The following is a 25,274-nucleotide window of genomic DNA, read 5'->3' on the forward strand; positions in this document are numbered from 1 at the left end:
TCGGGATTTTTCAATCTAAAATATTCGTCCTCTTCATATTCACTTTCACATCAACTTCAATCGATAATGTGGAATACGTTTCCTGCCAATCGCCTTTATTCCACAACTTTGGATGGAATGCATGCACTTTCCGTCCCACACCAAGGATATCGCTTTTAGCTTCTTGAGTTGTTGCGATGATTTTTTCAAAACCCTTTTTCAACTCAGCAGACAGAAACTCTTCTGCCTCATTTCGATTTTGTTTTCTATACATGTGGTTTTGGGGAAATTCATCAATACTAACATCTATGTTAAAGCTCATTTTGACCTGATCACCTGCAATTTTTACCTTTCTACGAACATTTATTATTTCCATCGTCATAGGACTGTTTCTTTCTTTCCATTCAAAACTGAGACGTGTATATTTTCCAAGTTTGTTTTTCAACACAGATGTCAAAACCGCGTCTTGTTTCTTCAAAATTCGCCCCGTGAATTTCTTACTGCTAAACAGAGCAACTCCATCCAAAGTGGGAATACCATTATCATCTATGATCAAATAAGGTAAATCCAAATCCATTGAATCCTCATACAATAATTTCACCGCATTCTCCATTGTACCTACTGTCATATATGAATACAGTTCAGCAGTACGCATTAATTCTGGATAATAGTTCGCAACCTCACTTTTAAGATCTCCTGAAGGGTTGAAATATTGCTCCAAATCCCCTTCCACAATCGCGATATAACTCGTAATCCGATTTCTTGGTGTCCTGAAAAACATGTCCAATTCAGGGTAAAGGTTTTTCTTTGCCATTTCACTTGATATTAATAATACTTCAAGATGGGATACGTCAAGTGCTTCCATTGTATGATGGGCAGCCGCTTCACGAGCGGCACGTGTAGAAATACCAGTTCCTTCCGATTGTGCATATGTAATCGTATCCTCGTCAAAAGTCGGAAAAGAAAATAACGCCTTCACTTCCCCAGCCTTATCTCCGTTTGTCAATCCCATGACAGGAACGATTGTAATGTCCTTGTATTGGGCTTCATCCCAGCATCCCCCAAGTAGTAACAGACTACATAATAATACCGGCAACATTCTTCTTTTCAACTCTTGCCCCCCCTATTTAACAAAATAACGACCGAAGGAATCAAAATTGTAAAAATGATATGCGGATACATAACTAATTGGCGAAGAAGATCGGATCGATCTTTTGTTGCAAAGTAAGAAGAAATAATGATTATAAAGATGTGCAATAAGACGGTGTACAATTTACTTTCATTGTTGAAGTAAATTCGGCGAGTTTGGATGCACATGAAAAAATAAAGTGTAATTGCAATGACGCTCCAAATAACCCAGATAAACAAGAAAAACAGATCAAGCCGTTCTACGAATGTAACTTTTTGAGCTTTCAAAATGTGAAGAAGTGGCTCCGGTAACATAGCAATTGAATTCACAGGAAAAAATAGAAGGATGAAAACCAAAATTGTAAAGAAAAAAAAGAACCAAGAAAACTGAAAGATGAATAATGGTATGCCTTTAACTTTTTGGATGACGTATTTTCTCAAAAACAGGTAAAATTCAATCCCAATGAATGTAGCCTGTGCCGTGAATAAACCTCTCAATAATGGTTTGATTTCGGTAAATTCCACTGGAAACAACCGAGTCCAGACAAGGTCAGGCATAGCCATAAATAAAAAGACAATGAAAATCGGAAATAACGGTAATATAATCGAGGGTAAATTGATAACCGTCTCGATTCTTGTTCTCGTATTTGCATAAAGTGACACACCAACAATGAGTGTCATTGTCACAATTTGCGGGGTGTTCGGGAATATCCAAACTGATAGTGTGTAATTGACATAGGATAGAAAAGAAACGATTGCAAAAGTCCAATAGGCAATATACAATCCTGCAACAAACCGACCTGGATTGAACCGTTCATAAAACTTTTCATAGAGCAATAATAGAACGTAATGCATTAGTCCAACTACAATGAAGACGACCCATGAAGTTGTTCCTGCTTCAAATACCAGCCGACGTTGAAAAGAGACGAAGACAGTCCCCGTCTGTACTACAAACAAGAGCAAGAAAAACTGGAGTCTCGATAATGTGAACAACATCAAGGTTTCCGGCCTTTCTTTCTTATTCCGAATGAGAATGTCTTTTGTTGTTTATGGAACTTAAAATAAGGTACCCGGAAAAACACATCAATGAATCTTGACGTATCTAATGGAATGAACGGTGCAAAATAGGGCTGTCTCAAAGATGATAATGATAAAAGATGAATAAGTAATATAATTGTTCCGATGGCCATACCAAAAAAGCCAAAGAGTGCAGCGGCAGCCATGAAAGGAAATCTTAAAACACGAATGGACGTATTCATCTCAAGACTCGGAACAACAAAGCTTGAAATTGCCGTCAATGCAACAACAATAACCATTAAGTTCGAAACTAATCCAGCTTTGACAATTGCGTCCCCGATGATTAAACCACCAACAACTCCGATTGTTTGACCGATAGGTTTCGGAAGCCTAATACTTGCCTCTCTGATCAATTCTATAAAAAGTTCCATAATAACAGCTTCGAAAATGGGACGATATGGAATATCATTAATTGCCAATTTAACTTTTTTACTAATTTCAATTGGCAATATTTCAGAATGAAAGCTAACAACCGCAATATAAAATGCCGGAAGATAAATGGCAATCACCAAACTCGCAATCCTTAATAGTCGAAAAAAGATCCGGCGATCACACGGCCATTATAATCATCTGGAGATTGATAAAATGAAAAGAATGTAACAGGTGCAATCAATACAGATGGTGAATGATCGCTAAAAATTGCGATCTTCCCTTCCATCAGATTAAAGACGACTCGGTCCGGCCTTTCCGTATTCATGAATTGTGGAAAAGGTGAGTATACAGACTCCTCCAAGTAGTCTTCAATTTCTCCCGTGTTCAAAAGGTTTTCATCTTTTATCTCCTTTAAGCGGGATTCAAATAGATTGACAACATCTTTATCAGCTAACGTATCAATATAAAGATAAGTTATAGACGTATTTGTATCTTTACCAACCTGCATCGATTTAACAACAAGATCCCTTCTCGAAAGTTTTTGACGGACGAGAGTGAGATTTTTTTGAACGTTTTCTATGAACCCATCATGCGCACCCCGGACAATTTGCTCGCTAATAGGTTCAGCCGGCGCCCTGCTAACATCGCTTTGCGCTGAAATGGTTAGCATTATTTGGGATTCAGGAAAAATAACTGCTGACAGCCCTTTACAAACGGCCTTTATTAACTCATCATCCGAATACGGTTTAACATCGGAGACAGCAGTTTTGCCCCAATTGCTCAATTTCTCAGATGCTCTTTGCCGAATAATATCAATCTGATTGTTTAATTCAACACTGTCAGCCAATGATGAATAATAGCATAAAATCCCTTTACCTATTGGCCAGTCGACATCTTTCACAATGCAATCTGATGAATTGTAAAACAATTTTTTTAAATATTCTTTATCGACTACCTGCTTGCCTGAGTTGTTCATAACCATCACCTCACGCGTAAAGTATCGCCGCCAATATTAGCTTTTATGCAAAAAAAGAACATGGACGGGGACTTCCCGACCATGTTCTTATCATCTATTATTTTTGAATGAATTGTTGTGTCCAGTAATTACCGTTTTGAACAAAACCAATACCAATATGTGTGAACTCAGGTGTTAAAATGTTTTGTCTATGCCCTGGAGACTCCATCCATGCTTTTACTACTTCTTCAGCTGTACGTTGGCCCATTGCAATGTTTTCAGCTGCTGAACGATATGTTACGCCATTCGCTTTCATTAGATCGAACGGAGAACCAAGCGTTGGGCTGTTATGATCGAAATAATTGTTCTTTGACATATCAGCAGACTTTTGACGTGCAGATGCCATTAATTTCTCATCAATTTGCAAAGGTTTTAAACCTGCTTTTTGTCTCTCGACATTCGTCAAGTCAATTACTGCTTTCTCGATAGCGGAAACAGAAGTATTTTGTGCTGAATTTGCAGTTTCGTCCTGAATAACAGGTGTCGAAGGTTTTTGTTGTTGTTGTGGAGTAGTTGGTCTTGCTTGCTCAACTAACTTTTGTGGTTTCTGCACTTCCATTGGCTTTTGGACGGGTTTTTGTACCGGTTTTGGAGCTTCCACCGGCTTTTCAACTGGTTTCCAGCCATTGTTTGGTATATTCCAAATGAATTTTGCACCAAATTGTTTCTCAAATTCGCCTAAATATTTATTTAATAACTCATATTGATCAATATTTTGGTTATTATATAAATTTACCTTCCCTTGGAAGCTATAATATTCGATTTGAGGTTTAGCGAAATTAACCTTGTAATCATTATTTTGATAAGAAGCTTCAGCACTATTGTTGTTCGACAGTAAGAGCGCCGAACCGAGTAAGATGACAGACATCGTTTTTTTCATCTCTTAACTCCTCCCTTCGCAATCTATCATAACGTAAGGTAGAAAATAAAGAGTTGGAGTGAATTTCCAAAAAGACCAATTCATTTCTTAATACCTTAGGCAAGGTAACTATCAGACAACTAAATTGGCTAATGTTGGACAACTCGTCTATTATTTCATCTGAAAGGGGGTTGACAATTATTAATCTAAGAGACGCCTACTTGTAGTCTAACTGATTTACACCTTCTCCAATTATAACTAAACGCGCCTCCATTTTAACGTATTCAGGCATCCAATTGACCATGCCGTATGCATATTGAAACAGGTATGGATTTTTTGCTCCTTTAATAGGAACATATCCTTTCATTCGATATACCGTATCAGGCAATGAGCGGACCCAAGATTCGAACTCGTCTTTGTCAACAGGCTTATCAAGAGTTAGCAACTTGGATGTTAACGGAAGATGTTTGCCTGAAATTACGTTTTTCACTTCGGTAGTGTTCATATTTTTTAAAGTTTCTTCGATAAAAGAAAAAGATAATTGCGCATTGGATGTCTGAATGACTGGTGCATTGCTATTAAAATTAGAAAGTTCCATTGAAACCGTCGCCAATTCTCCTTCGCCTAATAAATCCGTCTTATTAGCAAGTATGATATGGGCGTGCCTAATCTGTTCCATGAATAAAGAACGGATTTGCGGGGACATTTTGTTGCGTTCAATCCATCTTTTTGTATCTGCAACTGTGACAATGCCCTTCACGCGAAGCTTTTCTGCAAACAAAGGCGAATAGACAGCATCCAAGGCTTCCACTGGATGCGCAGCGCCAGTGGTCTCGATTAAAATAACATCAACATCATGCTCTTCTAAAAGCCCCTGCAATTGCGCCTCCGTATTTTCTGAGCCGGTGCAACAAATACAGCCGTTAAGAAGTTCCTTGAGTGGAACGTCCTGTGATTGCCCAAGGGTATCCGAATCTATCGAGATGGAACCGAACTCATTCATAAGAACTGCTGGTTTTCTTCCCATCTCTTTTAATTCTGAAAGTAAGTTCATTAAAAGAGATGTTTTCCCGCTTCCTAAAAAACCGCTTAACAAATAGACATCAATCATTTTTACACCCCATTATTTAATAAAGACTAAAAAAGTAGAGGGGAAAGCTGATATCCCACCTCTACTTTATAGTCGAATTACTTTTGGATGGTATCCACTAAGATTTCCCTTGCCTTTAACAACTGAGGATCTTCATCATGCATTTTGGTTCTTAAACGATTCATTAAACCGTAAGTCGTGTCCCCAATAAGTATTCCGTCTTCTTCCAAAGATAATTCCCGTTGAAGCGATTTAACCGCTTCCTCTGTGTTTTCGTCATATAGACCGTCAACTTCGCCCGGGTCAAATCCAACAGCACTCAACATTTCCTCTGCAGTTTTCACGGATGGGGAGATCATTCCTTCTCTCATCTCCATCGTCGGATCAAGGAATGGAAGCATTGCGTATGTTGGGTACTGAACTTCGATATCAGGTTCAATTCCTTTTTCATGAATCCAATTACCATCAGGTGTCAACCATTTTGCCGTAGTTAGTTTCAAATTGGAACCGTCTGATAAATTCTTAGGTGTTTGAACAGTTCCTTTACCATATGTTTTAATGCCTATTAATGGCACATTTGCCGATTCCTTTAGTGCACCGGCTAAAATTTCAGATGCAGAAGCACTTCCGTCATCAATGATCATAGCAACAGGTACCTTCACTTTACGACCATTAGAAGCAACATAAACCTCCGGATTACTTCCTTTGGCTTGATATTGGAATAGATTCTTATTCTTCTCAACGAATAAATCAGATATATCAATTGCGGTATTCAACATTCCCCCAGGGTTTTGTCGAACGTCGACAATTAGTCCTTCCATCCCCTGAGCTTCCATCTCGTCTAACGCTGAAAGCAATTCTTCATACGTATGTTCAGAGAAACTTGTAATTCGGATATGGGCTATTTTGTCTTCAAGCATTTCGGCATAAACTGTTTCAATCGGGATAACATCTCTTTCAATCAGTACATCAAACGGTTCACCTAATTCACCACGTCGAACCGTCAGTGTTACTGTTGTCCCTTTTTCACCACGGATTAATAGAACAGCTTCGGATGATGACATTCCTTGAATGCTCTTTCCATCTACTGCAATGATCAAGTCATTCGGCAGCAGTCCAGCACGTTCCGCAGGTGAATTTTTAATAGGCGAAACGATATTTATATATCCGTTCAATTCCTGGATTTCAGCACCGATCCCTTCAAAGCTTGAAGAAATGCTTTCATTCAGTTGTTTAGCTTCCTTTTCATTCAAATAATCAGAAAAGGGGTCTCCGAGTGCGTCAATCATTCCATTAATAGCACCGTCGATGACCGTTGTATCATCAATTTCATTGAAGTATGTTTTTTTCAATTCGTCATAGGCATCGAATAGTTTTTTAAATTCCTTACGCTCAATTGTTGGATTTTGTGGACTAACCACTTCTACGACTTTATCCTCGCCCGTCGTCAATGCGAAAAACGTGACTGCGGCTGTCGTTAACACAAGACCGAATATGAGCATGACTAAGGAGAACGGCTTTAATTTTATAAAACGTTTTGCCGGTGGTTCATAGTTGTTATCAATTTCTTGGCCAACGTTATTCTCTTTCTCGTCCATCCCATTCCCCACTTTCTTTCAGTTATCGTCCATTCAAAAAAAGGACCGCAATGATGCAGCAAGCGGTCCACATGTACGCGATTATTGAATTGCAGCGTCCAACGCAACAACTATCATATCGTTGAAAGTTGTTTGACGTTCTTCCGCAGTTGTAACTTCCCCTGTAATGATATGATCACTCACTGTTAAAACAGACAATGCCTGTCTACCGAACTTAGCAGCTAAAGTGTAAAGTGCTGCTGTTTCCATTTCAACAGCAAGAACACCATATTGGGCAAGCTTCTCATGCTCTGCATGCTCATTGTAGAAGAAGTCTTCAGTGAATACATTTCCGACTTTCAAATGCAGTCCTTTTTCAACTCCAGCGTTATAAGCCTTCAACAATAAATCGAAATCAGCTGTTGGCGCATAGTCAACCCCATTGAAGAATGTTCTATTGATCGGAGAGTTAGTCGTTGCAGTTTGAGCAAGAATTACATCACGGACTTTAACGTCTTTTTGGATTGCTCCACAAGTTCCTACGCGGATTAGCTTTTGCACATCATATTCCTGCATCAATTCATTGATGTAGATGGAGATAGATGGTACACCCATCCCTGTTCCTTGGACAGAAATTCGCTTTCCTTTGTACGTACCCGTATAACCGAACATATTCCTTACTTCATTATACTGAGTGACATCCTCTAAAAATGTCTCTGCGATATATTTCGCACGTAATGGATCTCCTGGAAGAAGAATCGTATCTGCAATATCGCCTTTTTTCGCATTAATATGTATACTCATTTTGTTTGCCTCTCTTTCAAATTCTTCATTTATCATACAGTTAAATGCGGTTTTATGCAATTAAGACAGCATTAACTAAACCGCTCTTGATACATTTCGAATAATTCATCGAATACTACACTTGGCATTTCAGGATCCGCCTTCTCTTCCAAATATCTGGAGAGTAGATCAAATCCCCTTTCGTCTTTCGGAAAGCTTTGGTCATTGAACATAGCCTCGGCAAATACGCTCATTGAATCGTCTTTCTTACCTCCCCGAAAAGATAATACAAATTGATAAAAAGAACGATCCATCTCTACTCCTCCCTTCTTTAAGTAAATAGGGATGTATATTGTCCATAGCCTTCTTCTTCAAGTTTACTGACAGGGACGAAACGAAGTGCGGCAGAGTTGATGCAATAACGTAAGCCCTGCGGTCCTGATCCATCAGGGAATACATGTCCAAGATGGGAGTCAGCTGTTTTACTCCTTACCTCAGTTCTACGCATGCCATGGCTTGAATCGAAATGCTCGGTTACTTCTGCACTTTCGATCGGTTTTGTAAAGCTTGGCCAACCACATCCAGCATCGTATTTATCGTGCGAACTGAACAAAGGTTTTCCCGAAACGATATCCACATAGATGCCTTCTTCAAAATGGTTGTCATATTCATTTTGAAATGGCGGCTCGGTTCCGTTTTCCTGTGTAACATAATATTGAATGGCAGTCAATTTATTCTTAAGTTCCTCTTTCATGCATCTTCACCCCAGTTATTTATTTTGAATGCTTCTCGCCCGGAACCGATTGCATAACGATTATAATGGGCAGGGTTTTTCAAATAATAGTCTTGATGCCCCTCCTCGGCCGGATAAAAAGTTTTTGCTGGAAGGATTACAGTTTGGATCGGCTTGGAGAATTTCCCGGATGCAGTTAGCTCTTCCTTTGAATGTAGGGCTTTCTCATATTGTTCAGGTGAATTCGTGAATATTGCTGTTTGGTAGGATTCTCCGCGGTCGAAAAATTGCCCGTTAGCGTCAGTCGGGTCAATTTGCCGCCAAAAGATTGAAAGAAGCTCCTCATATGAGATCTTCTCATCGTCAAACGTTATTTCCACAGCTTCTCGATGTCCCGTCGTATTTGTGCAAACAAGCTCATAGGAAGGATTTTCGACATCGCCTCCAGTGTACCCGGAAACGACAGATATCACTCCATCATAACGATCAAACGGTTTTACCATACACCAGAAACAGCCTCCAGCAAATATAGCCTTTTGAATAGTCATTGACATATCTCCTTATTTATTCGGAATGGTGACTTCAAGCTCGATATCATCTTCTTTAAGATTAAACGACTTCGCTTTTATCAGGATGTCACCCGAAACCGGTAATTCCGATAAGTTGATGAAAATTTCCTCTTCTTTCGCCCTTACAACCATCCATTCAGGTAAATCAATCGTGTCACGTAATATTTCAAGCACTGTGGAAGGGGGGAAATTAAAATCACCAATTTCTAATGACGACTGTTTAAGCAGCAAGTTTCCGTCATTTAAAACAACAGGGTCAAAATTCATGATGACAGGCAATGTAAATCCGAATACAGTCAGTTTGGAAACTAGAATGACATCTTCCTTAATAATCATTGTTACAGGGAGTGCCTCCCCCTTCATCGCTCTTTGGATATAAGTATTTGCTAAAGACTCGAGGTCTTTCTTCGTTGCTTTAATACTTAAAACACTTCCACGTGCAGTTCGTTCATAGGTAGGAAGTGGCTCCGACTCTTTTGGACTGTCAAGATAGAGCACTAACGCTATTACGCCCGCTATTATTATTCCTAACAGACCGAAAAATGCAATTTTCCATATGTTCACAAACGACCACCCCTACATCTCCAATTTCCCTTCCGACATTTCACTCAAACCACAACTATCGATTTTTTCGATAAAGCGGTTTGCCATATTTTCATATCCCTTAGCATTCGGATGAAAGAAATCGGTATGGTAAACCATGTTTACATTGCTAACAAATAGATCACTTACTGGCACGAAACAGGCCTTCCCATCCATGATCGTCTGAATTTCTATTGCCTCATTCCAGTCTTCAATAATCGTATCAAATTCATTTGCTTCCGCGATGACAATCGACAAAGGGTTGTAGAGTCCTGCAACGACTATCATGGCATCCCCATTTAGTCCCCGAATCATCTTAAAAATCTCATCTAACCGATTTTCAAATTTGCCTAATTCTTTGTAAAAAGGCTCTGTCTTTAAATCGAAGAGGTTTTCTTTGACGATTTTCATCATATCGTTTCCACCGATTGTCATGTAAATGACATCTGCTTTCTTGACAGAAGCTTGTATTTCAGATTCTTCAAGTTGCTTGATTAATTGATCGCTGCGTCTACCTCTCTTTGCCAAATTTTCGGATCGAAGCTCTTTTACGCCTTTCCAATAATTCATTGCAAGTGCAACCCGTCCGAAATAACCTTCCCTTTTCAGTTCATCTCCGACGCCTTGGGTTAATGAATCGCCAAGGCCAATGACATTGATATTTTCAGGGACGAAGTAATCAGGGACTATATATTCCTCAAACGCAATTTCTTCCCTTTCTAAAAAGGGATCCGGTTCGGAAATGCTTTTTTCCTGGCAACCTGTTAGAACGAATGAGAAGATGATTACTATGAATATTCTTCTCATAAACACAATTCCCCTTTATTTATTTTTTGAACCGTACAAGCACCGGTTCTTCTATTCCGTGTAATACATGAATCCGATGGCACCTTCTCCTGTATGGGTGCTAATAATCGGAGAAGTGAATGAGAATTTGACATCCTTCCATCCAGATTCTTCAATGAGTTGCAATAGCGGGCCTGCCATCGCCATCCCGTTTGCGTGTGAGATGCCGATTGAACGAATGATTTTCCCCGCAGTCTCGTCCTTGAACGCCTTAAAAAGGTGGGATACTACTTGTCTATGACTGCGTGCTTTACCAACTGGGGTATACACGCCATCTTGAAGTGTCGCGATAGGTTTGATGTTCAATAGCGAGCCAATCATCGCCTTCCCTTTTCCGACACGTCCACCCTTGACCAAATTTTCTAAGGTATCAACAACGACAAACAACTTCGTATTTCTCCTCACATCTTTTAACCGTTCTACGATTTCCATAACGCTTTTACCTTCACCCGCCATTTTCGCCGCTTCAACAACTTGGAAAGTTAAGGCATGTGAGATGAACATTGAATCGATAACCGTAACATTGGAATCAGTCATCTGTGCAGCCGCTTCGGCTGATTTTACAGTTCCACTCATACCGCCAGTCATATGAATGGAGATGATTTCGCTACCATCCTGTCCAAGGCGGTCATATAGTTCTTTAAAAACACCCGTTGCGGGTTGTGAACTTTTTGGAAGTCCTTTGCTCTTTTTCATTTTTTCCATAAAAGATTCAGGCTGCAAATCGATTTTGTCAGTGTACGTTTCACCGTCTATATGAATTGTGAGGGGAACGACATGAATATCGTACTGGTCTGTATAGTTTTCGATCAAATCTGCAGTCGAATCTGTGACAATGTGTATTTTTTTCATATAGCTCTCTCTCTATCGTAAATTAGGTAGGAATATGGGATGCCTTCTGCTGTGTAGTGATCTTCGGATTTGGATGTTAATTTCCAACTGCCGTCATTGTATTCAGGAAAGAATGTGTCGCCGTCATAACTGTTTCGTATGATGGTGATGTATAGACGGTCGGCGATTGGCATTGATAAATTGAAAATTTCAGCTCCGCCGATGATAACGACTTCCTCAGAGTATTCTTTTCCTCTTTCAATTGCCGCATTCAAATCATGTAAAACTTCTACGCCTTCAACCGAATACCCTTCATTTCTTGTAATGATTATATTCAACCTACCCGGCAATGGCCTTCCAATCGATTCGTACGTTTTCCTTCCCATGATAATTGCTTTTCCCATCGTCACTTTTTTAAAGTATTTCAATTCCTCTGGGATATGCCATGGCATTTTATTGTCTACTCCAATAACACGGTTCAAGTCAACGGCTACAAGCAATGAAATCATCGTATTCTCCCTCCCAAACAGTCGTTATACTGCTATCGGTGCTTTAATTTTCGGATGTGGATCGTAACCTTCTACTGATATGTCGTCGTATGTAAGGTCGAATATTGTCGATTTGCCGGTCATATCGATGTGCAAAGTTGGTAATTCTTTTGGAGTTCTTGATAATTGCTCCTTAACCTGCTCGATATGATTCAAATAGATGTGGGCATCTCCTAAGGTGTGGACGAATTCACCGACTTCATAGCCGCATTCGATGGCGATCAGATGAATGAGTAATGCATAGGAAGCAATGTTAAACGGTACACCAAGGAAAACATCTGCACTTCTTTGATAAAGTTGGCAGGATAGTTTTCCGTCCGCTACGTAAAACTGGAATAGTGCATGGCATGGTGGCAAGGCCATTTCTTTCACTTCCGAAGGGTTCCAACCAGTAACTAAATGTCTTCTTGAGTCTGGATTGTTTTTGAGGCCATCGATCAGAGCAGCAATTTGATCGATTGAATCATTCCCCGTCGTCCATGAACGCCATTGTTTTCCGTAAATCGGTCCTAAATCGCCGTATTCCTTAGCGAAATTTCCATCCTCAATAATTTGTTTCTTGTATATCTCCATTTGCTCTTTATAAATAGCGGCAAATTGTTCATCCTGTTGACTGCGTTTTCCGAAATTAGTCATATCTGGACCATTATAATCTTCACTCTTTACCCATCGCTCGAAGCCCCATTCATCCCAAATCGGATTTCGGTCTTCGATCAATGTTTTCAGGTTCGTGTCCCCTTTAAGGAACCAGAGAAGCTCTGATGCGATTAATCGGAAAGCGGTTTTCTTTGTAGTCATAAGAGGAAAACCCTTTTGTAAGTCGTATCTCATTTGATAACCGAAGACACTTATTGTCCCAGTTCCCGTCCTATCCCCTTTAACAGTTCCATTTTCAATGATATGAGCACAAAGCTCCAAGTATTGTTTCATATACCATTTCCTCCTTACGCTTAATTGACAGTATAACAAAAACCGCCGAAATGGTCTTATGATAACCATTTCGGCGGTGTGTTTTTGGACCAGTAGATGTCTCCTAACGAATGATGGACCGTGAAATTATCATCTGCTGTATGATAATGGAAGTTGTAGAAATACCCATCTTGCGGTCTTTTCTCTGTTCGTACATGGAAGCGAATCAGGTCTTTTTTTACCTCTGTGTCGGAAACGTGAAAGATCTTCTCAGCATAATTTCCTGAAGGAGTTTGTGTTATTAAAATCCTTCCGTTTTCAAATCCGCCAACTGAGGCAACAGTCGACTCGATGACTTCTTCCATTTTAGGAAAGATGACCGTGTCAAACTCTTGTTGGATGACAGGGCCGATTCTTGAGCCGAATTTTAAATAAGCAAGCTCTTTAGCTGGGCTGAATAGCGTCTCTTCAATAGAAGGAGTCTGCCTAAAAGCATCAGGTTCAAATATCGATTCTTCAAGTCCCAATTGAAGATCATGTTTGGTGATTGTTGGTAGATTAGTTTCCCTTGAGTTATCTTTAGTTTGAAGGGTTGTCCAGATTTCATGGTTGGGTGATATTACGCCAAGTGTTAGGACGGCAACTATTGCAATGAATAATTTTTGAAAGTACTTTTTCATCTTCATCACCTGCTTGTTCATATAATTGTGTCAAATTTGAAATGCATTTATTAATAGTACATACGTTAAAGACTTGAAAAGGTTTCTTATTTCTTAATTTCATTGTACAATAAAACTGAACTTATTTGTGAGGTTTTTGAAGGAGGTTTTTATAAATGGATGTTCAATTACTAATGGGAATCGGAATGCTCGTTCTCGTCCTTTATTTAAGCTCATTGAATTTTACACACTGATTAGAAAATCCTTCAGCCCAATATAAGAGCTGAAGGATTCAGATTGTAAACAAAAGGGTTGGAAATCATAGATTTCCAACCCTTTTGTTTTAACATGTGCATTTTAACTGTTAATAGGCTGAAATAACGTTGATTTCCGTTCCGGGCGGACGCTTTCCGGGGGGCTTGCCCTCAGCCTCCTCGTCGCTTCGCTCCTGCGGGGTCTTCACGCTGCGCTGATCCCCCAGGAGTCGCCGCCCTGCACTCCAATCAACTGGAGATCCTTTAAGACAGGGGCATCATTTCAGCCTCCACAGTCGGAGCTTTCCATGTCCAACTGGCCAGCTTCTTCAAATTTATGGCAGCAAAAGTCAGCATCGCCTGCATGGACATTTTTTTTAGTCCCCGGAGGGTTGTCCATCGCATGCCATGCTTTTCTTTGGCGTCGGCAAAGACACGTTCAGTTGTCTCTTTACGCTTTCCGTATATTTCTTTAATTTCATGATTGTGACGCAAGTCCTCAGCTATATCCAGGTAATCTTGCCAGATATGACGTAGAATCATCTTTTGGTGATTCTTACTCGCCGTGCACTGGCTAATCACTGGACACGATCCACATATAGAAGGAGTCGATGCATACTGGCGGCATCCTTCCTTAGTAGTTATTCGGTATGTAAGGACCTGTCCTTCCGGACAGAGATAGCAGTCATGGTACTCGTCATAGACATATTCGTGTTTTCTGAAAAAGCATTCTTTTTGCATTGGCCGTTTGTACGGTAGTGCAGGAAGAATCTGGTTCTCTAAAAGGAAGTTCGCGATTGCAGGAGTTTTGTAGGCGGCATCAGCAGCAACAACGACTGGACGTCCTACTTGATCGATGACTTTCTGGACTAACGGTTCAAGCAGATTACTGTCGTGGACATTTCCCGGAGTAACAATGTTTGCGAATACAAAACCCTTCTCATCCGTGGCTGCGTGAAAAGAATAGGCAAACTGCTTTGTCCGTTCATCTTTTACGTAGTAACCACTCTCGGGATCTGTTGTCGATTCCTTACTACAGGATCAATGCTGGGTCTCCCAATGGTTGAATAAAGGTCTTCAACTAACGGATAGATAAAGGAAAAATCAATCGCAACATCCAGTTTGCGCACCAGATGGTCTTGAGGAACCAACTGTTCTATGATCAGTATTTCCAACTGGTCTCGTTCATTGATTTGATTCTTCGTCATCATATCCATCATCTCATTCATTTAATAGGAAATACCGTTGATTGGAGCGGAGAGCGGCGACTCCTGCGGGAACAGCGCGAGCTGAAGACCCTGGACTGAGCGCAGCGAGGGAAGCGGCTGAAGCCGTGCCCGCGGAAAGCGTCCGCTCGCAGCGGAAATCAACATTTTTAGCCTTATCTCTATTTTAAAAGAAAACAGACTGTAGGCAACACCAAAAATTAGGGTGTTTGTCTACAGTCTGAATCCTTCAGCCCAATATAAGAGCTGAAGGATTTTTTATTTTGATAAATGCCCAAAATGAAATTTTGTATTTGGTCGTATGTTTCGTTCAAGATTGAACTGCTCGAAAACAGGTGAATCGTATTTTTCTTTGACTACGACACGACGCTTGCAAACTCTAAACGCTTCTTCCATCCATTCCTTAGTCAAAGCAGAGTGCACTCCAGCTTGACGGAGAGGCTTGAAATTGGATGATTCCTCGATTGGGGTGTGGAACATCGGGTCCATATAAACTACATCCCATGAGCAATCCCCTTGAGTACGAAGAAACGCAATCGCTTCAGTATGGATTACTTCAATACCTTTCATCGAAAGTTGTAAGGTCTCTGAGTCGGTATGGAATTTTGTAAGCCCATTCTTTGTGAGAAACGCTACGCATGGATCTGCTTCCAATCCAGTACATTTTCCGTTTTCTCCTAATATATAGGAAGCGACTATACTATCTGAGGCCAGTCCAAGGGTACAATCGAGAAATGTATCCCCCTCTGTCAATTGAGTCGCATCTATAAGTGGATCAGTTTCACCCTTGACTATTCGTTTTAACCGGAATGCGGCAGAATTTGGATGAAAGAAGAAAGGTTGGTCCATTCCTTTGCGAAAAAGTTCATATCGATCTTTTCCTGCAACGAGGATATCGGCATCATATTCACTCTGCATTTTCAATATCGAACGTTTTTTTCTTTCTACTATCGGATATCCAAGCTCATCACTTGCGGCTTTGGCAAGGGTGTAAGTCGTTTCATCGGGTCTTCCTGCTGTCGTGATGATTGTTGTCACTTTTTGCAAACTTGTTCAAGTTCCTCAGTCAGGTGAGCCTTGATTTGTTCCATTTCAGAGTTCTCAATATGTTCCCTAGGAATGAAACTTGCCAAAGCTCCATCTTTCCATATTGCTATAGAAGGTGAGCTTGGTGGAACTTCCGGGAAGAAATCTCTCATCATTGCCGTTGCTTCTTTATCTTGACCCGCAAACACTGTATATAAATGATCTGGTTTTGCGGATGTTGCATTAAGTGCCTCTCTAACTGCAGGACGCGCCAGCCCAGCAGCACATCCACATACCGAGTTAATAACGATTAGTGCGGTTCCCTGAAGTGACTTCATCGTTTCATCCACTTCTTCAGCTGTTGTCAATTCTGTAAATCCAGTTTGCACTAACTCTTCACGCATTGGTTTAACAATGCCTCTCATGTATTCATCGTATGCATTCATTTTTATATTCCCCTTTCGGATTTATTCAACAGAACTCTTACGTAGCTCTGTCATTTGTTTCCAGATAGATCCTTTTGCCTCTTCTCCTTCTTCGATTCGGGCAATTGCCATACGTACTTGAAGCTTCACTTCAAATTCAGGATCATTTTCTGCCGCATGAAGCGCAGGCAACGCTTTTTCTGTGCCCGTTTCATAAAGGAACATCGCGGCACGCCAACGTACAAGCTTGTTTTTATCTTGAAGTGAGTCAATTGCTGCATTTTCAAACCCTTCAAATCCAAGGTCACTCATACAGTCTCCAGCCGTTCTTCTGACGGCCCAACTTTTGTCTTTCAATGCTTTTTCAACATAAGGAATAACAGCTTCGTCTTCAATCATTCCAAGGTAAACAGTTGATAGTCGACGGATAGACATTTTTTCATCCTCCAATGCCTTTTCAAGCAAAGGTAAATCCGACACGTCTGGATCCGGCATTTGGTCGATTAACTGGAATCGTTTTTCCCATTCATCCACGTTGAATTGTTCAAGTGTTACTTTAGTTCGTTTGTTTTCTCTTGTTTCTCCGCTATTTAACGACTGCTCAATAATATCCATTAACCGTTCATCCGGATAGGCTGCTTCCACTTCCGCAACAACTGTTTCACCGATTTCCTGCTTTTCACCGTAACGGATTCCATAATCAGCCCATTTACGTAGGAGGATATAGTTTTCCACTTCCGTACTATGCACTTTTTCCATTGCATTTTTGAAACGTTCACTTAAACCGAACCGTAATTCCGAACCGCTGTCAAAGACCTTCACCTGTAGGGGGATGTCTTTATACGTTTGGACATGAACATAGACCTCTCCATAATGTTCATCCGGTGCTTGCTCATCACTTTCCACTGCTACCTCTTCTTCATTGAACACACTTCGCACTTCAGCAAGAATATCTTCCCATGCTACGTTGCCAATTCGTTCCACCGCCATGAAGTTCATGACATGATAAATTCCTTTTATCCCTTTAATGCCAAGCATTTGTGAAACGGGATGCGGTGCAGTTTCTGCATCCTCTTTTTTGTAGTTATGGCTCATACCCATCGGCAATTCTTCGTCCACAATAATTTTCATGGAATTCGGACTTGGTGTCGGTTCAATCGTCACAATTTTCATCATTTCCCACTCCTTTTATCATTGTTAAGACTCAGCTATTTCCTGCAAATACGTCCACCGTTCTATCAAATGTTCATATTCTGCATTCAGTTTATCCAACTGCTTAGTCAACTCGCTTACAAGATCGTAATTGGCACCCGACGACATCATTTCAGCTTCGGTTGCAGCAATTTCCTCTTCTTTCTTTTCAATATCAGACTCGATAGTTTCCCATTCTCTTTTTTCGCTATAGGTCATTCGCTTTTTAGGTTTTTCTTGTTCGGCTACTTTAGGGGTTGCCGTATTTTTGTCGTTTTTCGGCTCATCGGTTTTCTGAAAGGCTTTTTCCTCTAAATAATCCGAATAAATGCTATATAAAGTTTCGACATTACCTGAACCGTCTAATACCCATAATTTCGTCGATGTCCTGTCCAAGAAAAAGCGGTCATGGGATATCGTTAGCACAACTCCAGGGAATGTATCGATAAAGGATTCAAGGACCGATAGTGTTTCAATATCCAAATCATTTGTTGGTTCATCCAACAATAGGACGTTCGGTTGTTCCATTAACAACTTCAATAAATACAGGCGCTTCCTTTCACCACCAGAAAGCTTCCCAATCGGGGTTCCGTGTGATGAAGTTGGAAATAGAAATCTCTCCAACATTTGTGTTGCCGAAATTCGAATCCCGTTACTATCCTCGATATCATTAGATGTTTCGCGTATATATTCGATTATACGCTTATTTTCGTCCATTTCAGGTAGTTGCTGATGGAAATGTGCAATTTTCACAGTAGATCCCATTTCGAGATAACCACTATCAGGTTCCAATTCTTTTGCAATCAGTTTCATCAATGTCGTTTTACCGGCTCCGTTCGGTCCTACAATTGCAATACGATCGCCCGATTGTAAAAGACAATTAAATCCTTCAATCACTTTTCGATCTCCATAGGATTTAGAAACGTCATGAAGCTCTATCACTTTTCGGCCAAGTCGGGATGTTTTCAACGCAACATCCATATTAGTCGAAGAAGTATCTTTTTTAACTTTATCTTCAAGCTCTTCAAAACGGCCAATACGGGCTTTCTGTTTAGTGGATCTCGCCTTTGCCCCACGTCTGATCCATTTCAATTCATTGCGATAGCGGTTTCGATTTTTTGCATCAGTTGCCTCCGCCATTTCCTCACGAATAGCTTTAGACTCCAAATAATCGGCGAAATTACCAGAATGCGCGTATAGCGTCTTATCTGCCAACTCGTATATTTGAGTGGAAACAGCGTCCAAGAAATAGCGGTCATGTGTGATGAATACAACTGCAGCCTTTTCGTTTTTCAAATAATCCTGCAACCACGTAATCGACTGGACATCGAGATGGTTCGTTGGTTCATCCAATAATAACAGATCCGCCGGTTCGATAAGCACTTTCGCAAGCGATACCCGCTTCTGTTGCCCCCCGGATAGCTCACCGATTCTTTTATTAAAGGATTCAATCCCTAATTTTGTAAGAACCGTTCTCGCTTTTGTGTTTAAATCCCATGCCGAGCGTGCATCCATCTCATTTTGCATTCTGGTAAAACGTTGTAGGTTTTCCTCCGATGTTGGATCATCCGTTAACGCAGCAAGTGCATACTCATACTCCAAATTCAATTTAATGATCGGGGCATCTGACATAAAGACAGTTTCCATGACGGTTTTCTCAGGATTGATATTCGGAACTTGGGGTAAATAAGAAATCGTATAGTTATTCGGATGATCTGCCTTCATTGAATCCGGTTCTTCTGTTTTAGCAATAATCGAAAGGAGCGTCGACTTTCCCGTTCCATTGATACCGATCAAGCCTACTTTCTCACCCTGAACTATTGTAAAGGAAATATCCCGGAATAAAATTTTCTCTCCCACGCTTTTTGTAAGCTTCTCAACTATTAATTGGCTCATGACTACACATCCATTTCTACAAACTGCTTACTCTAATGATAGCTCATATCCACGAATTTTTGAACACGATCGCCTTCCTCGTTGAAATGATTATCAGAATCTGAAAAACAAACGGTATCACCTTCACTACAATGGAGAGTATATGAATATAAAGTGATATATAACTTTGAATTAAAAATACATTATTCGATATATAAATATACTATTATTTCGACATTTAAGAATCTGAAAACATGTTATTATCGACCTTAATACTAATTTAAAGATCACCATATTTGTTTTGACAATATAATTAAATTGTTTATATAATAATGAATCATAAAGGAGGTAAATCTCAGGTGGCTCATAAACTTACAAAAGAACAAATTGTTGAAAGCGTTCCCCAAAAGGGATTTTTTGGACATCCAAGAGGATTGTTCACATTGTTTTTCACTGAATTTTGGGAGCGGTTTTCCTACTATGGAATGAGGGCAATTCTTGTCTTCTATATGTATTATGAAGTATCGAAAGGCGGATTAGGGATAAGCGAACCGACCGCAATGGCAATTATGTCGATTTACGGCTCGCTTGTTTATATGTCTGGAATTATCGGAGGATGGCTGGCAGACCGTATTTTCGGTACATCGAAAGCTGTATTTTACGGCGGAATTTTAATAATGTTTGGCCATATCGTCTTAGCATTTCCGGGCAATCTGACAATGTTTTTCACTTCCATGGTACTGATTGTCTTAGGGACAGGCCTTTTAAAGCCGAACATTTCAAGCATTGTTGGCGACATTTATGCGACTGACGATAATCGCCGCGATTCCGGTTTCAGTGTCTTCTACATGGGTATCAATATGGGAGGTTTTTTAGCGCCTTTAACTGTGGGAACAATCGGATTGGACTATAATTTCCACCTTGGATTCGGTCTGGCCGCTATTGGTATGTTCATTGGACTTGTTACGTTCCTTCTTACAAAGAAGAAGTACCTTGGCTTAGCTGGGACACAAATTGCGAACCCACTTAGCCCCGCTGAGCGGAAACGTTTTGTCAGAAATCTTGTAATAGGCACCGTAGTTTTAGTTGCCCTATTGTTCATCACCATTCCGAATGGATGGTTAACATTTAACTCATTCATTGCTCTTGTTGGAATTTTGGGCTTTTTAATACCTTTCTCTTATTTCATAATTATGTACAGAAGTCCAAAGACTACGGCAGATGAGAAGTCCAGGATCATTGCTTATATTCCGTTATTCCTTGCGGCTGTCATGTTTTGGGCAATTGCGGAACAAGGATCTACCATCCTTGCCCTTTATGCAGATAAAAGAACCAATTTAGATGCATTCGGGTTCCATATATCACCTGCATGGTTTCAGTCGTTAAATCCCTTATTCATCATTACAATGGCACCGGTATTTGCTTGGCTTTGGATTAAGTTAGGAAAACGGCAGCCTTCTATCCCACAAAAGTTTTCATTAGGGATTTTCTTCGCCGGCATTTCTTTCATCGTCATTCTATTACCAGCTTATTTTGGCGGAACGGATACATTGGTCAACCCATTGTGGCTTGCGCTAAGCATTTTCATTCTTGTCTTAGGGGAACTATGTCTTTCTCCTGTTGGATTATCTGCTACGACTAAATTGGCGCCAGCGGCATTCTCTGCTCAGACGATGAGCCTATGGTTCTTATCCAACGCTGCTGCACAAGCATTAAATGCACAAATCGTAAAGTTTTATTCTGATAAAACTGAAATGATGTACTTTGGAATTATTGGTGGCGTTGCAATTGGATTAAGTATTATTCTTTTTGCGCTATCTCCTGTCATTCAAAGATTCATGAAAGGCGTCCATTAAGCGTATTATATGAAGAAAAGCATGACCCATTGCGGTTATGCTTTTTTCTTTCAAAAAAATTTCAAGTTCTTTAAGGAAGAGTATTTCTACAGAGGATCTCGAGTGTTATGATATGCATACCAATTCAATAAATAGAAAAGAGGGAATAGAATTGATTTTTGGTTTATCGATAATTTTAATATTGGTCTTATTCTTACCTTTCACAGTTCCATTTGTTGAACGTAATTTGGAAGCATTCCTATTCGTAATGGGTATAGCTGCAGTCATAGTTAGCGGTGTCTTGGACAAGGTTTTACTACTTAAAGCTCTTGAAGATCCCATACATATTACCCTCGCAGTCATCATTGCTGGGTTACTATTCAAATGGCTCCAACGACCATTTGAAAAAGGGATTAAAAGAATTAGCCGCACAATCCCTTATAGGCTATTTCTTGCCCTCGTCGTCATTATACTTGGAATCATTTCAAGTATAATCACTGCAATCATCGCTGCAATTGTTTTAGTGGCGATTGTCGGGGTATTGGAACTCGACCGTAAATCAGAAATACGACTTGTTATCCTTGCATGCTATTCAATTGGTATGGGGGCTGTTTTGACACCGGTCGGGGAACCTTTATCCACTATTGCTACAAGTAAATTGAATGAGGATTTCTTTTATTTACTGCGTTTAATAGGTCCAGATGTAATCTTAGGCGTTATAGCTTTCGGAATCCTTGCAGCGATCATGATTAAACCATCCAAAAAGAGTATCGGATTAAAGTCAAAACAAGGAGAGGAATCATTCATTGAGATTCTGATTCGCGGATTTAAAATCTATCTGTTCGTCATAGCTTTAACCCTGTTAGGTGCAGGTTTCGAACCATTCATCGAAAGGTTCTTGTTAGACCTCAGCCCATACGTCCTTTACTGGATCAATATGATATCGGCTGTTCTTGATAATGCGACGCTTGCGGCTGCAGAAATCAGTCAAGAGATGGATGAACCAACGATTAAAGCAATCCTTTTAGGCCTTTTAATTAGTGGTGGTATGCTCATCCCCGGTAATATACCGAATATCATCGCTGCTGGTAAGTTAAATATTAAAAGTGGAGAGTGGGCGAAATTCGGCGTGCCGGTCGGTCTCATCACGATGGTTATTTACTTTGTTATAATTGTAGTTTTCGGCTAACTTAAAAAGCGATCTGCCACGTTTTCCATGACAAATCGCTTTTTGGGTTATTTTTTCTTTTTAGTTAGACGTCCAAGAAGGAATGCACCTGCCGCAAGTCCAATCATCGTATTGGTTTCTTTCGTGAATACTTGTTTAACAACAAGGTTCATATTTTGAGGTCTTTCAGCAAGTCGACGCATGAAGTAGCCATACCAATCTTGCCCAAACGGTACATAAGTACAGAAGTTATAGCCCTCTTTCGCCAATTCCAACTGCATTTCTTTTCTGAAACCGTAGAGCATTTGGAATTCAAATTTGTCATTTGGAATATTATTATCTTTTACAAATTGTTTTACATGGTTGATGACGTTATGGTCATGCGTTGCGATTGAAGTAAATTTACCGTTCAATAAATGCCATTCGATCAATTTAATGTAGTTCCTGTCAATTTCCTGTTTGTCTTGGTATGCATTTTCCGGAGACTCTTTGTAAGCCCCTTTAACGATTCGAAGACGGTAATTTTTATGTTTATGCAAATCTTCTTCAGCACGGAAAAAGTATGCTTGAATGACAGTTCCAATGTTGTCATACGTAACGGATAGCTCGTCCAATAAGTTAAAGGATGGTTGTAGACGTGCATAATCTTCCATATCGAAGTTAACGAAGATTCCATATTTATTCGCCGTTGAAACAATCTCCTCAATGTTCTCTTTACAGAAATCATAATCGATGTCCAAACCCAATTGAGATGGCTTTAATGAAATATGAGCATCTACTCCGTTTTCATGGATCGCTTCAATAACAGCGATGATTTGTTCTTTTGCAGCAGTCGCTTCCTCTCTCTCATAGACAAACTCGCCTAAATTATCGACAGTACAAGAAATACCATGTTTGTTCAGTTCTTTGATGCTTTCAATCGTTTCGGCAATATTCGTTCCTGCCACCACATTTTGAGCACCTAATTTTAAGCCGTATTTTTTCGCTGCACTATTCAAAAACTGGTTTTGAGAAAGTCCCATAAAGAAGTCTTTTAAAATCATATCCATTACTCCTCTAGAATAATTATTTTTATCATCCTGAATTATAACACAGCATTCTTTGTTCAACACTTATTAAGTATAATGAAGGGTACATTTATTCACAACAAAAAACGTGTCCAATTGCTCTGGACACATTTTTCATAATTTAGCTCTATTATACCCGCCAAACTCCTTTTCGATAAATGAGCCAAGCTTAAATATCGCATCTTCATTTCCGTTCTTTCCAATGATTTGAATGGCAATAGGCATCCCGTTTTTATCTGTGCCTACCGGAACTGTTAAGACGGGAAGTCCCCACGTATTTGCATAGGCTACGAAAGGCATGTATTTCAGGAACGTTTTCCTAATTGAAAAAATCTCCTTATAGACTGTTCCGTGCAATGGAGCAGCCGAATGATAGACAGGCATTATCACTAACCTGCCTTACATGTATTCCTCCAAAATTGCATCGCCATTTTTTAAAACATGACTAATTTCATTAATTCGCTTGGCAGATGGTTTGAAAAGTGATGCCCCTATTAGTGCCCAAGACAAATAGCGATGAACAGGTGAATTTATAACCGTTATTTCCTTCAGATAAGCAGTAAAGGGATTTCCGGAGTTTTGTTCAAATGCAATTTTCCTTGTGGATTCACCGCCATCAATCGACATGATTTCCTGCCAAAGGAGGGCCGACTCATCAAGGAGAGGAAGTGGGTCGGTGTCAATTCTGAAATTCGAATTTTTCAGCTTCAAATAAATTCTGTTTAACAGCATTAATGTTTCACCGGAAATTGGTTGCGACATCGTCCTGAATACATTTACCGTAAAATCTTTTATATTTCGATCTTCCGGTTTCCTGTCTGCTATGATGCCATAAACCAATTTTGCGTCCCTCACAGATTTGGCCATCGGACCAATTCCTAACATTCGTTGCTGCCACTCATTCTCAACATATGGAAAACTACCAACTTGGGATACTTGCCCTTTTCCTGACTTGAAACCTATCACACCATTAAAATGGCTTGGAAAACGGATTGAACCACCGATGTCAGACCCAAGGCCAACTGCAGCAGCGCCAAGTGCAATAGCGGCCCCTTCACCCCCACTCGAGCCACCCGCTGTACGTGTAAGATCCCATGGGTTATTCGTTCTTCCGTATAATTTATTGTCCGTCTCTTGGCAAAAGCATAGTTCAGGTGTATTTGTTTTCCCTAAGATGATTGCACCTTCAGCCCTTAACTTGGAAACAACAACTGCATCCTGACTTTGCACCTGTCCTTTTTTAGATTTCAATCCGCCAGTTGTTCGCATGCCTTCCACATCAAATGATTCTTTCATAGTAATTGGAACGCCGTATAAGGCTCCCTTGCTCTGTCCATCTGACAAGTTTTCATCTACCATTTTCGCTTCCTTCATCGCCTCGGCAAAACGATCTTCCGTCAGAAAATTGACGGTCGGATTTTTCTCTCTTATACGTTCAATAAAAACTTCAGTTACGCTTGTTGCAGTAACTTCTTTTCTCTGAATCATTTCACTTATTCCGACCGCATCTACGTCCAGAATGTTAACCTTTTCAACAACCGCCTCCATCTTCCGCCATCTCCCCATTCTAAATTATCACTCTATTCATTATAGTAAATATGGTCAATATTAACAACAAAGGCTCCCTCCCTTTTCAGGTCAGAAGCCTCT

The 25,274-nt window shown here is 40.1% G+C and carries 26 protein-coding genes and 1 pseudogene; 2 read left to right on the plus strand and 25 right to left on the minus strand.

All coding sequences use genetic code 11. The features are described from left to right. Window positions 1–10 precede the first annotated feature (10 nt). From NSQ43_RS11145 to NSQ43_RS11250, 22 genes and pseudogenes are all read right to left on the minus strand, one after another. Window positions 11–1,090 (minus strand): Ger(x)C family spore germination protein, encoded by a 1,080-nt coding sequence (locus NSQ43_RS11145; RefSeq protein WP_339250199.1) that lies wholly within the window; start codon window positions 1,088–1,090, stop codon window positions 11–13. Continuing rightward, entirely contained in the window at window positions 1,087–2,100 is a 1,014-nt protein-coding gene (locus tag NSQ43_RS11150; protein WP_339250200.1) for a GerAB/ArcD/ProY family transporter, read from the minus strand. The genes NSQ43_RS11145 and NSQ43_RS11150 overlap by 4 nt, the downstream gene beginning before the upstream one ends. A gap of 2 nt (window positions 2,101–2,102) precedes the next feature. Further along, the gene (locus tag NSQ43_RS11155) at window positions 2,103–2,693 is read right to left on the minus strand and encodes a spore germination protein (RefSeq protein ID WP_339250201.1); all 591 of its coding nucleotides are present in this window, start codon (window positions 2,691–2,693) and stop codon (window positions 2,103–2,105) included. 14 nt (window positions 2,694–2,707) lie between these two features. Continuing rightward, the gene (locus tag NSQ43_RS11160) at window positions 2,708–3,532 is read right to left on the minus strand and encodes a spore germination protein (RefSeq protein ID WP_339250203.1); all 825 of its coding nucleotides are present in this window, start codon (window positions 3,530–3,532) and stop codon (window positions 2,708–2,710) included. Between the two features lie 97 nt (window positions 3,533–3,629). After that, a complete protein-coding gene (locus NSQ43_RS11165; protein WP_339250204.1) occupies window positions 3,630–4,451 on the minus strand; it encodes a CAP domain-containing protein in 822 nt (273 codons plus the stop codon). Between the two features lie 196 nt (window positions 4,452–4,647). Beyond that, a complete protein-coding gene (locus tag NSQ43_RS11170) occupies window positions 4,648–5,541 on the minus strand; it encodes a GTP-binding protein (RefSeq protein ID WP_339250206.1) in 894 nt (297 codons plus the stop codon). Between the two features lie 77 nt (window positions 5,542–5,618). After that, entirely contained in the window at window positions 5,619–7,118 is a 1,500-nt protein-coding gene (locus NSQ43_RS11175) for a S41 family peptidase (protein WP_339250208.1), read from the minus strand. Between the two features lie 81 nt (window positions 7,119–7,199). Then, a complete protein-coding gene (gene deoD, locus NSQ43_RS11180) occupies window positions 7,200–7,901 on the minus strand; it encodes a purine-nucleoside phosphorylase (protein ID WP_339250210.1) in 702 nt (233 codons plus the stop codon). Between the two features lie 71 nt (window positions 7,902–7,972). After that, the gene (locus tag NSQ43_RS11185) at window positions 7,973–8,194 is read right to left on the minus strand and encodes a YozE family protein (protein WP_339250212.1); all 222 of its coding nucleotides are present in this window, start codon (window positions 8,192–8,194) and stop codon (window positions 7,973–7,975) included. Between the two features lie 17 nt (window positions 8,195–8,211). After that, on the minus strand, window positions 8,212–8,634 hold the full coding sequence (gene msrB / locus NSQ43_RS11190) for a peptide-methionine (R)-S-oxide reductase MsrB (RefSeq protein ID WP_339250214.1): 423 nt from the start codon (window positions 8,632–8,634) through the stop codon (window positions 8,212–8,214). Further along, window positions 8,631–9,161, minus strand: coding sequence for a peptide-methionine (S)-S-oxide reductase MsrA (msrA, locus tag NSQ43_RS11195; RefSeq protein WP_339250215.1), 531 nt, complete (start codon window positions 9,159–9,161; stop codon window positions 8,631–8,633). Before msrA ends, msrB begins: the two co-directional genes overlap by 4 nt. Before the next feature lie 12 nt (window positions 9,162–9,173). After that, window positions 9,174–9,746 carry a YpmS family protein gene (locus NSQ43_RS11200; protein WP_339250217.1) on the minus strand — a complete coding sequence of 191 codons (573 nt, stop codon included), beginning with the start codon at window positions 9,744–9,746 and terminating at the stop codon, window positions 9,174–9,176. 12 nt (window positions 9,747–9,758) lie between these two features. Further along, window positions 9,759–10,571 (minus strand): GDSL-type esterase/lipase family protein, encoded by an 813-nt coding sequence (locus NSQ43_RS11205; protein WP_339250219.1) that lies wholly within the window; start codon window positions 10,569–10,571, stop codon window positions 9,759–9,761. A gap of 51 nt (window positions 10,572–10,622) precedes the next feature. Beyond that, window positions 10,623–11,462 (minus strand): DegV family protein, encoded by an 840-nt coding sequence (locus tag NSQ43_RS11210; RefSeq protein ID WP_339250221.1) that lies wholly within the window; start codon window positions 11,460–11,462, stop codon window positions 10,623–10,625. After that, on the minus strand, window positions 11,459–11,950 hold the full coding sequence (locus NSQ43_RS11215; protein WP_339250222.1) for a dihydrofolate reductase: 492 nt from the start codon (window positions 11,948–11,950) through the stop codon (window positions 11,459–11,461). The genes NSQ43_RS11210 and NSQ43_RS11215 overlap by 4 nt, the downstream gene beginning before the upstream one ends. A gap of 24 nt (window positions 11,951–11,974) precedes the next feature. Further along, window positions 11,975–12,919, minus strand: a complete 945-nt coding sequence (locus NSQ43_RS11220) for a thymidylate synthase (protein ID WP_339250223.1) — start codon at window positions 12,917–12,919, stop codon at window positions 11,975–11,977. Between the two features lie 56 nt (window positions 12,920–12,975). Then, window positions 12,976–13,578: a YpjP family protein gene (locus NSQ43_RS11225; protein ID WP_339250225.1), complete on the minus strand. Its 603-nt coding sequence runs from the start codon at window positions 13,576–13,578 to the stop codon at window positions 12,976–12,978. Window positions 13,579–14,075: 497 nt separating this feature from the next. Further along, a pseudogene (locus tag NSQ43_RS11230) lies at window positions 14,076–15,022 on the minus strand (IS1182 family transposase). 273 nt (window positions 15,023–15,295) lie between these two features. Further along, window positions 15,296–16,075 carry a class I SAM-dependent methyltransferase gene (locus NSQ43_RS11235; protein WP_339254887.1) on the minus strand — a complete coding sequence of 260 codons (780 nt, stop codon included), beginning with the start codon at window positions 16,073–16,075 and terminating at the stop codon, window positions 15,296–15,298. After that, window positions 16,072–16,509 carry a BrxA/BrxB family bacilliredoxin gene (locus tag NSQ43_RS11240; protein ID WP_339250227.1) on the minus strand — a complete coding sequence of 146 codons (438 nt, stop codon included), beginning with the start codon at window positions 16,507–16,509 and terminating at the stop codon, window positions 16,072–16,074. The genes NSQ43_RS11235 and NSQ43_RS11240 overlap by 4 nt, the downstream gene beginning before the upstream one ends. Window positions 16,510–16,530: 21 nt before the next feature. Then, on the minus strand, window positions 16,531–17,661 hold the full coding sequence (locus NSQ43_RS11245; RefSeq protein WP_339254889.1) for a conserved virulence factor C family protein: 1,131 nt from the start codon (window positions 17,659–17,661) through the stop codon (window positions 16,531–16,533). A 24-nt stretch (window positions 17,662–17,685) separates the two neighbouring features. Continuing rightward, window positions 17,686–19,575 carry an ABC-F family ATP-binding cassette domain-containing protein gene (locus NSQ43_RS11250; protein WP_339250229.1) on the minus strand — a complete coding sequence of 630 codons (1,890 nt, stop codon included), beginning with the start codon at window positions 19,573–19,575 and terminating at the stop codon, window positions 17,686–17,688. Between the two features lie 338 nt (window positions 19,576–19,913). Between NSQ43_RS11250 and NSQ43_RS11255 the strand changes: the two genes are divergently transcribed. Next, window positions 19,914–21,410: a peptide MFS transporter gene (locus NSQ43_RS11255; protein WP_339250231.1), complete on the plus strand. Its 1,497-nt coding sequence runs from the start codon at window positions 19,914–19,916 to the stop codon at window positions 21,408–21,410. A gap of 151 nt (window positions 21,411–21,561) precedes the next feature. Continuing rightward, window positions 21,562–22,578 carry a DUF1646 family protein gene (locus NSQ43_RS11260; protein ID WP_339250233.1) on the plus strand — a complete coding sequence of 339 codons (1,017 nt, stop codon included), beginning with the start codon at window positions 21,562–21,564 and terminating at the stop codon, window positions 22,576–22,578. Window positions 22,579–22,625: 47 nt separating this feature from the next. Here NSQ43_RS11260 and NSQ43_RS11265 read toward each other — a convergent pair whose 3' ends face one another. From NSQ43_RS11265 to NSQ43_RS11275, 3 genes are all read right to left on the minus strand, one after another. Next, a complete protein-coding gene (locus NSQ43_RS11265; protein WP_339250234.1) occupies window positions 22,626–23,600 on the minus strand; it encodes a proline dehydrogenase family protein in 975 nt (324 codons plus the stop codon). A gap of 138 nt (window positions 23,601–23,738) precedes the next feature. Continuing rightward, complete coding sequence (locus NSQ43_RS11270; RefSeq protein WP_339250235.1) at window positions 23,739–24,008, minus strand: amidase family protein; 270 nt, start codon at window positions 24,006–24,008, stop codon at window positions 23,739–23,741. A gap of 15 nt (window positions 24,009–24,023) precedes the next feature. Beyond that, window positions 24,024–25,172 carry an amidase gene (locus NSQ43_RS11275; RefSeq protein WP_339250236.1) on the minus strand — a complete coding sequence of 383 codons (1,149 nt, stop codon included), beginning with the start codon at window positions 25,170–25,172 and terminating at the stop codon, window positions 24,024–24,026. Window positions 25,173–25,274: the final 102 nt, after the last annotated feature.

It is taken from the genome of Sporosarcina sp. FSL W8-0480 (genome assembly GCF_037963765.1).
Lineage (GTDB): Bacteria > Bacillota > Bacilli > Bacillales_A > Planococcaceae > Sporosarcina.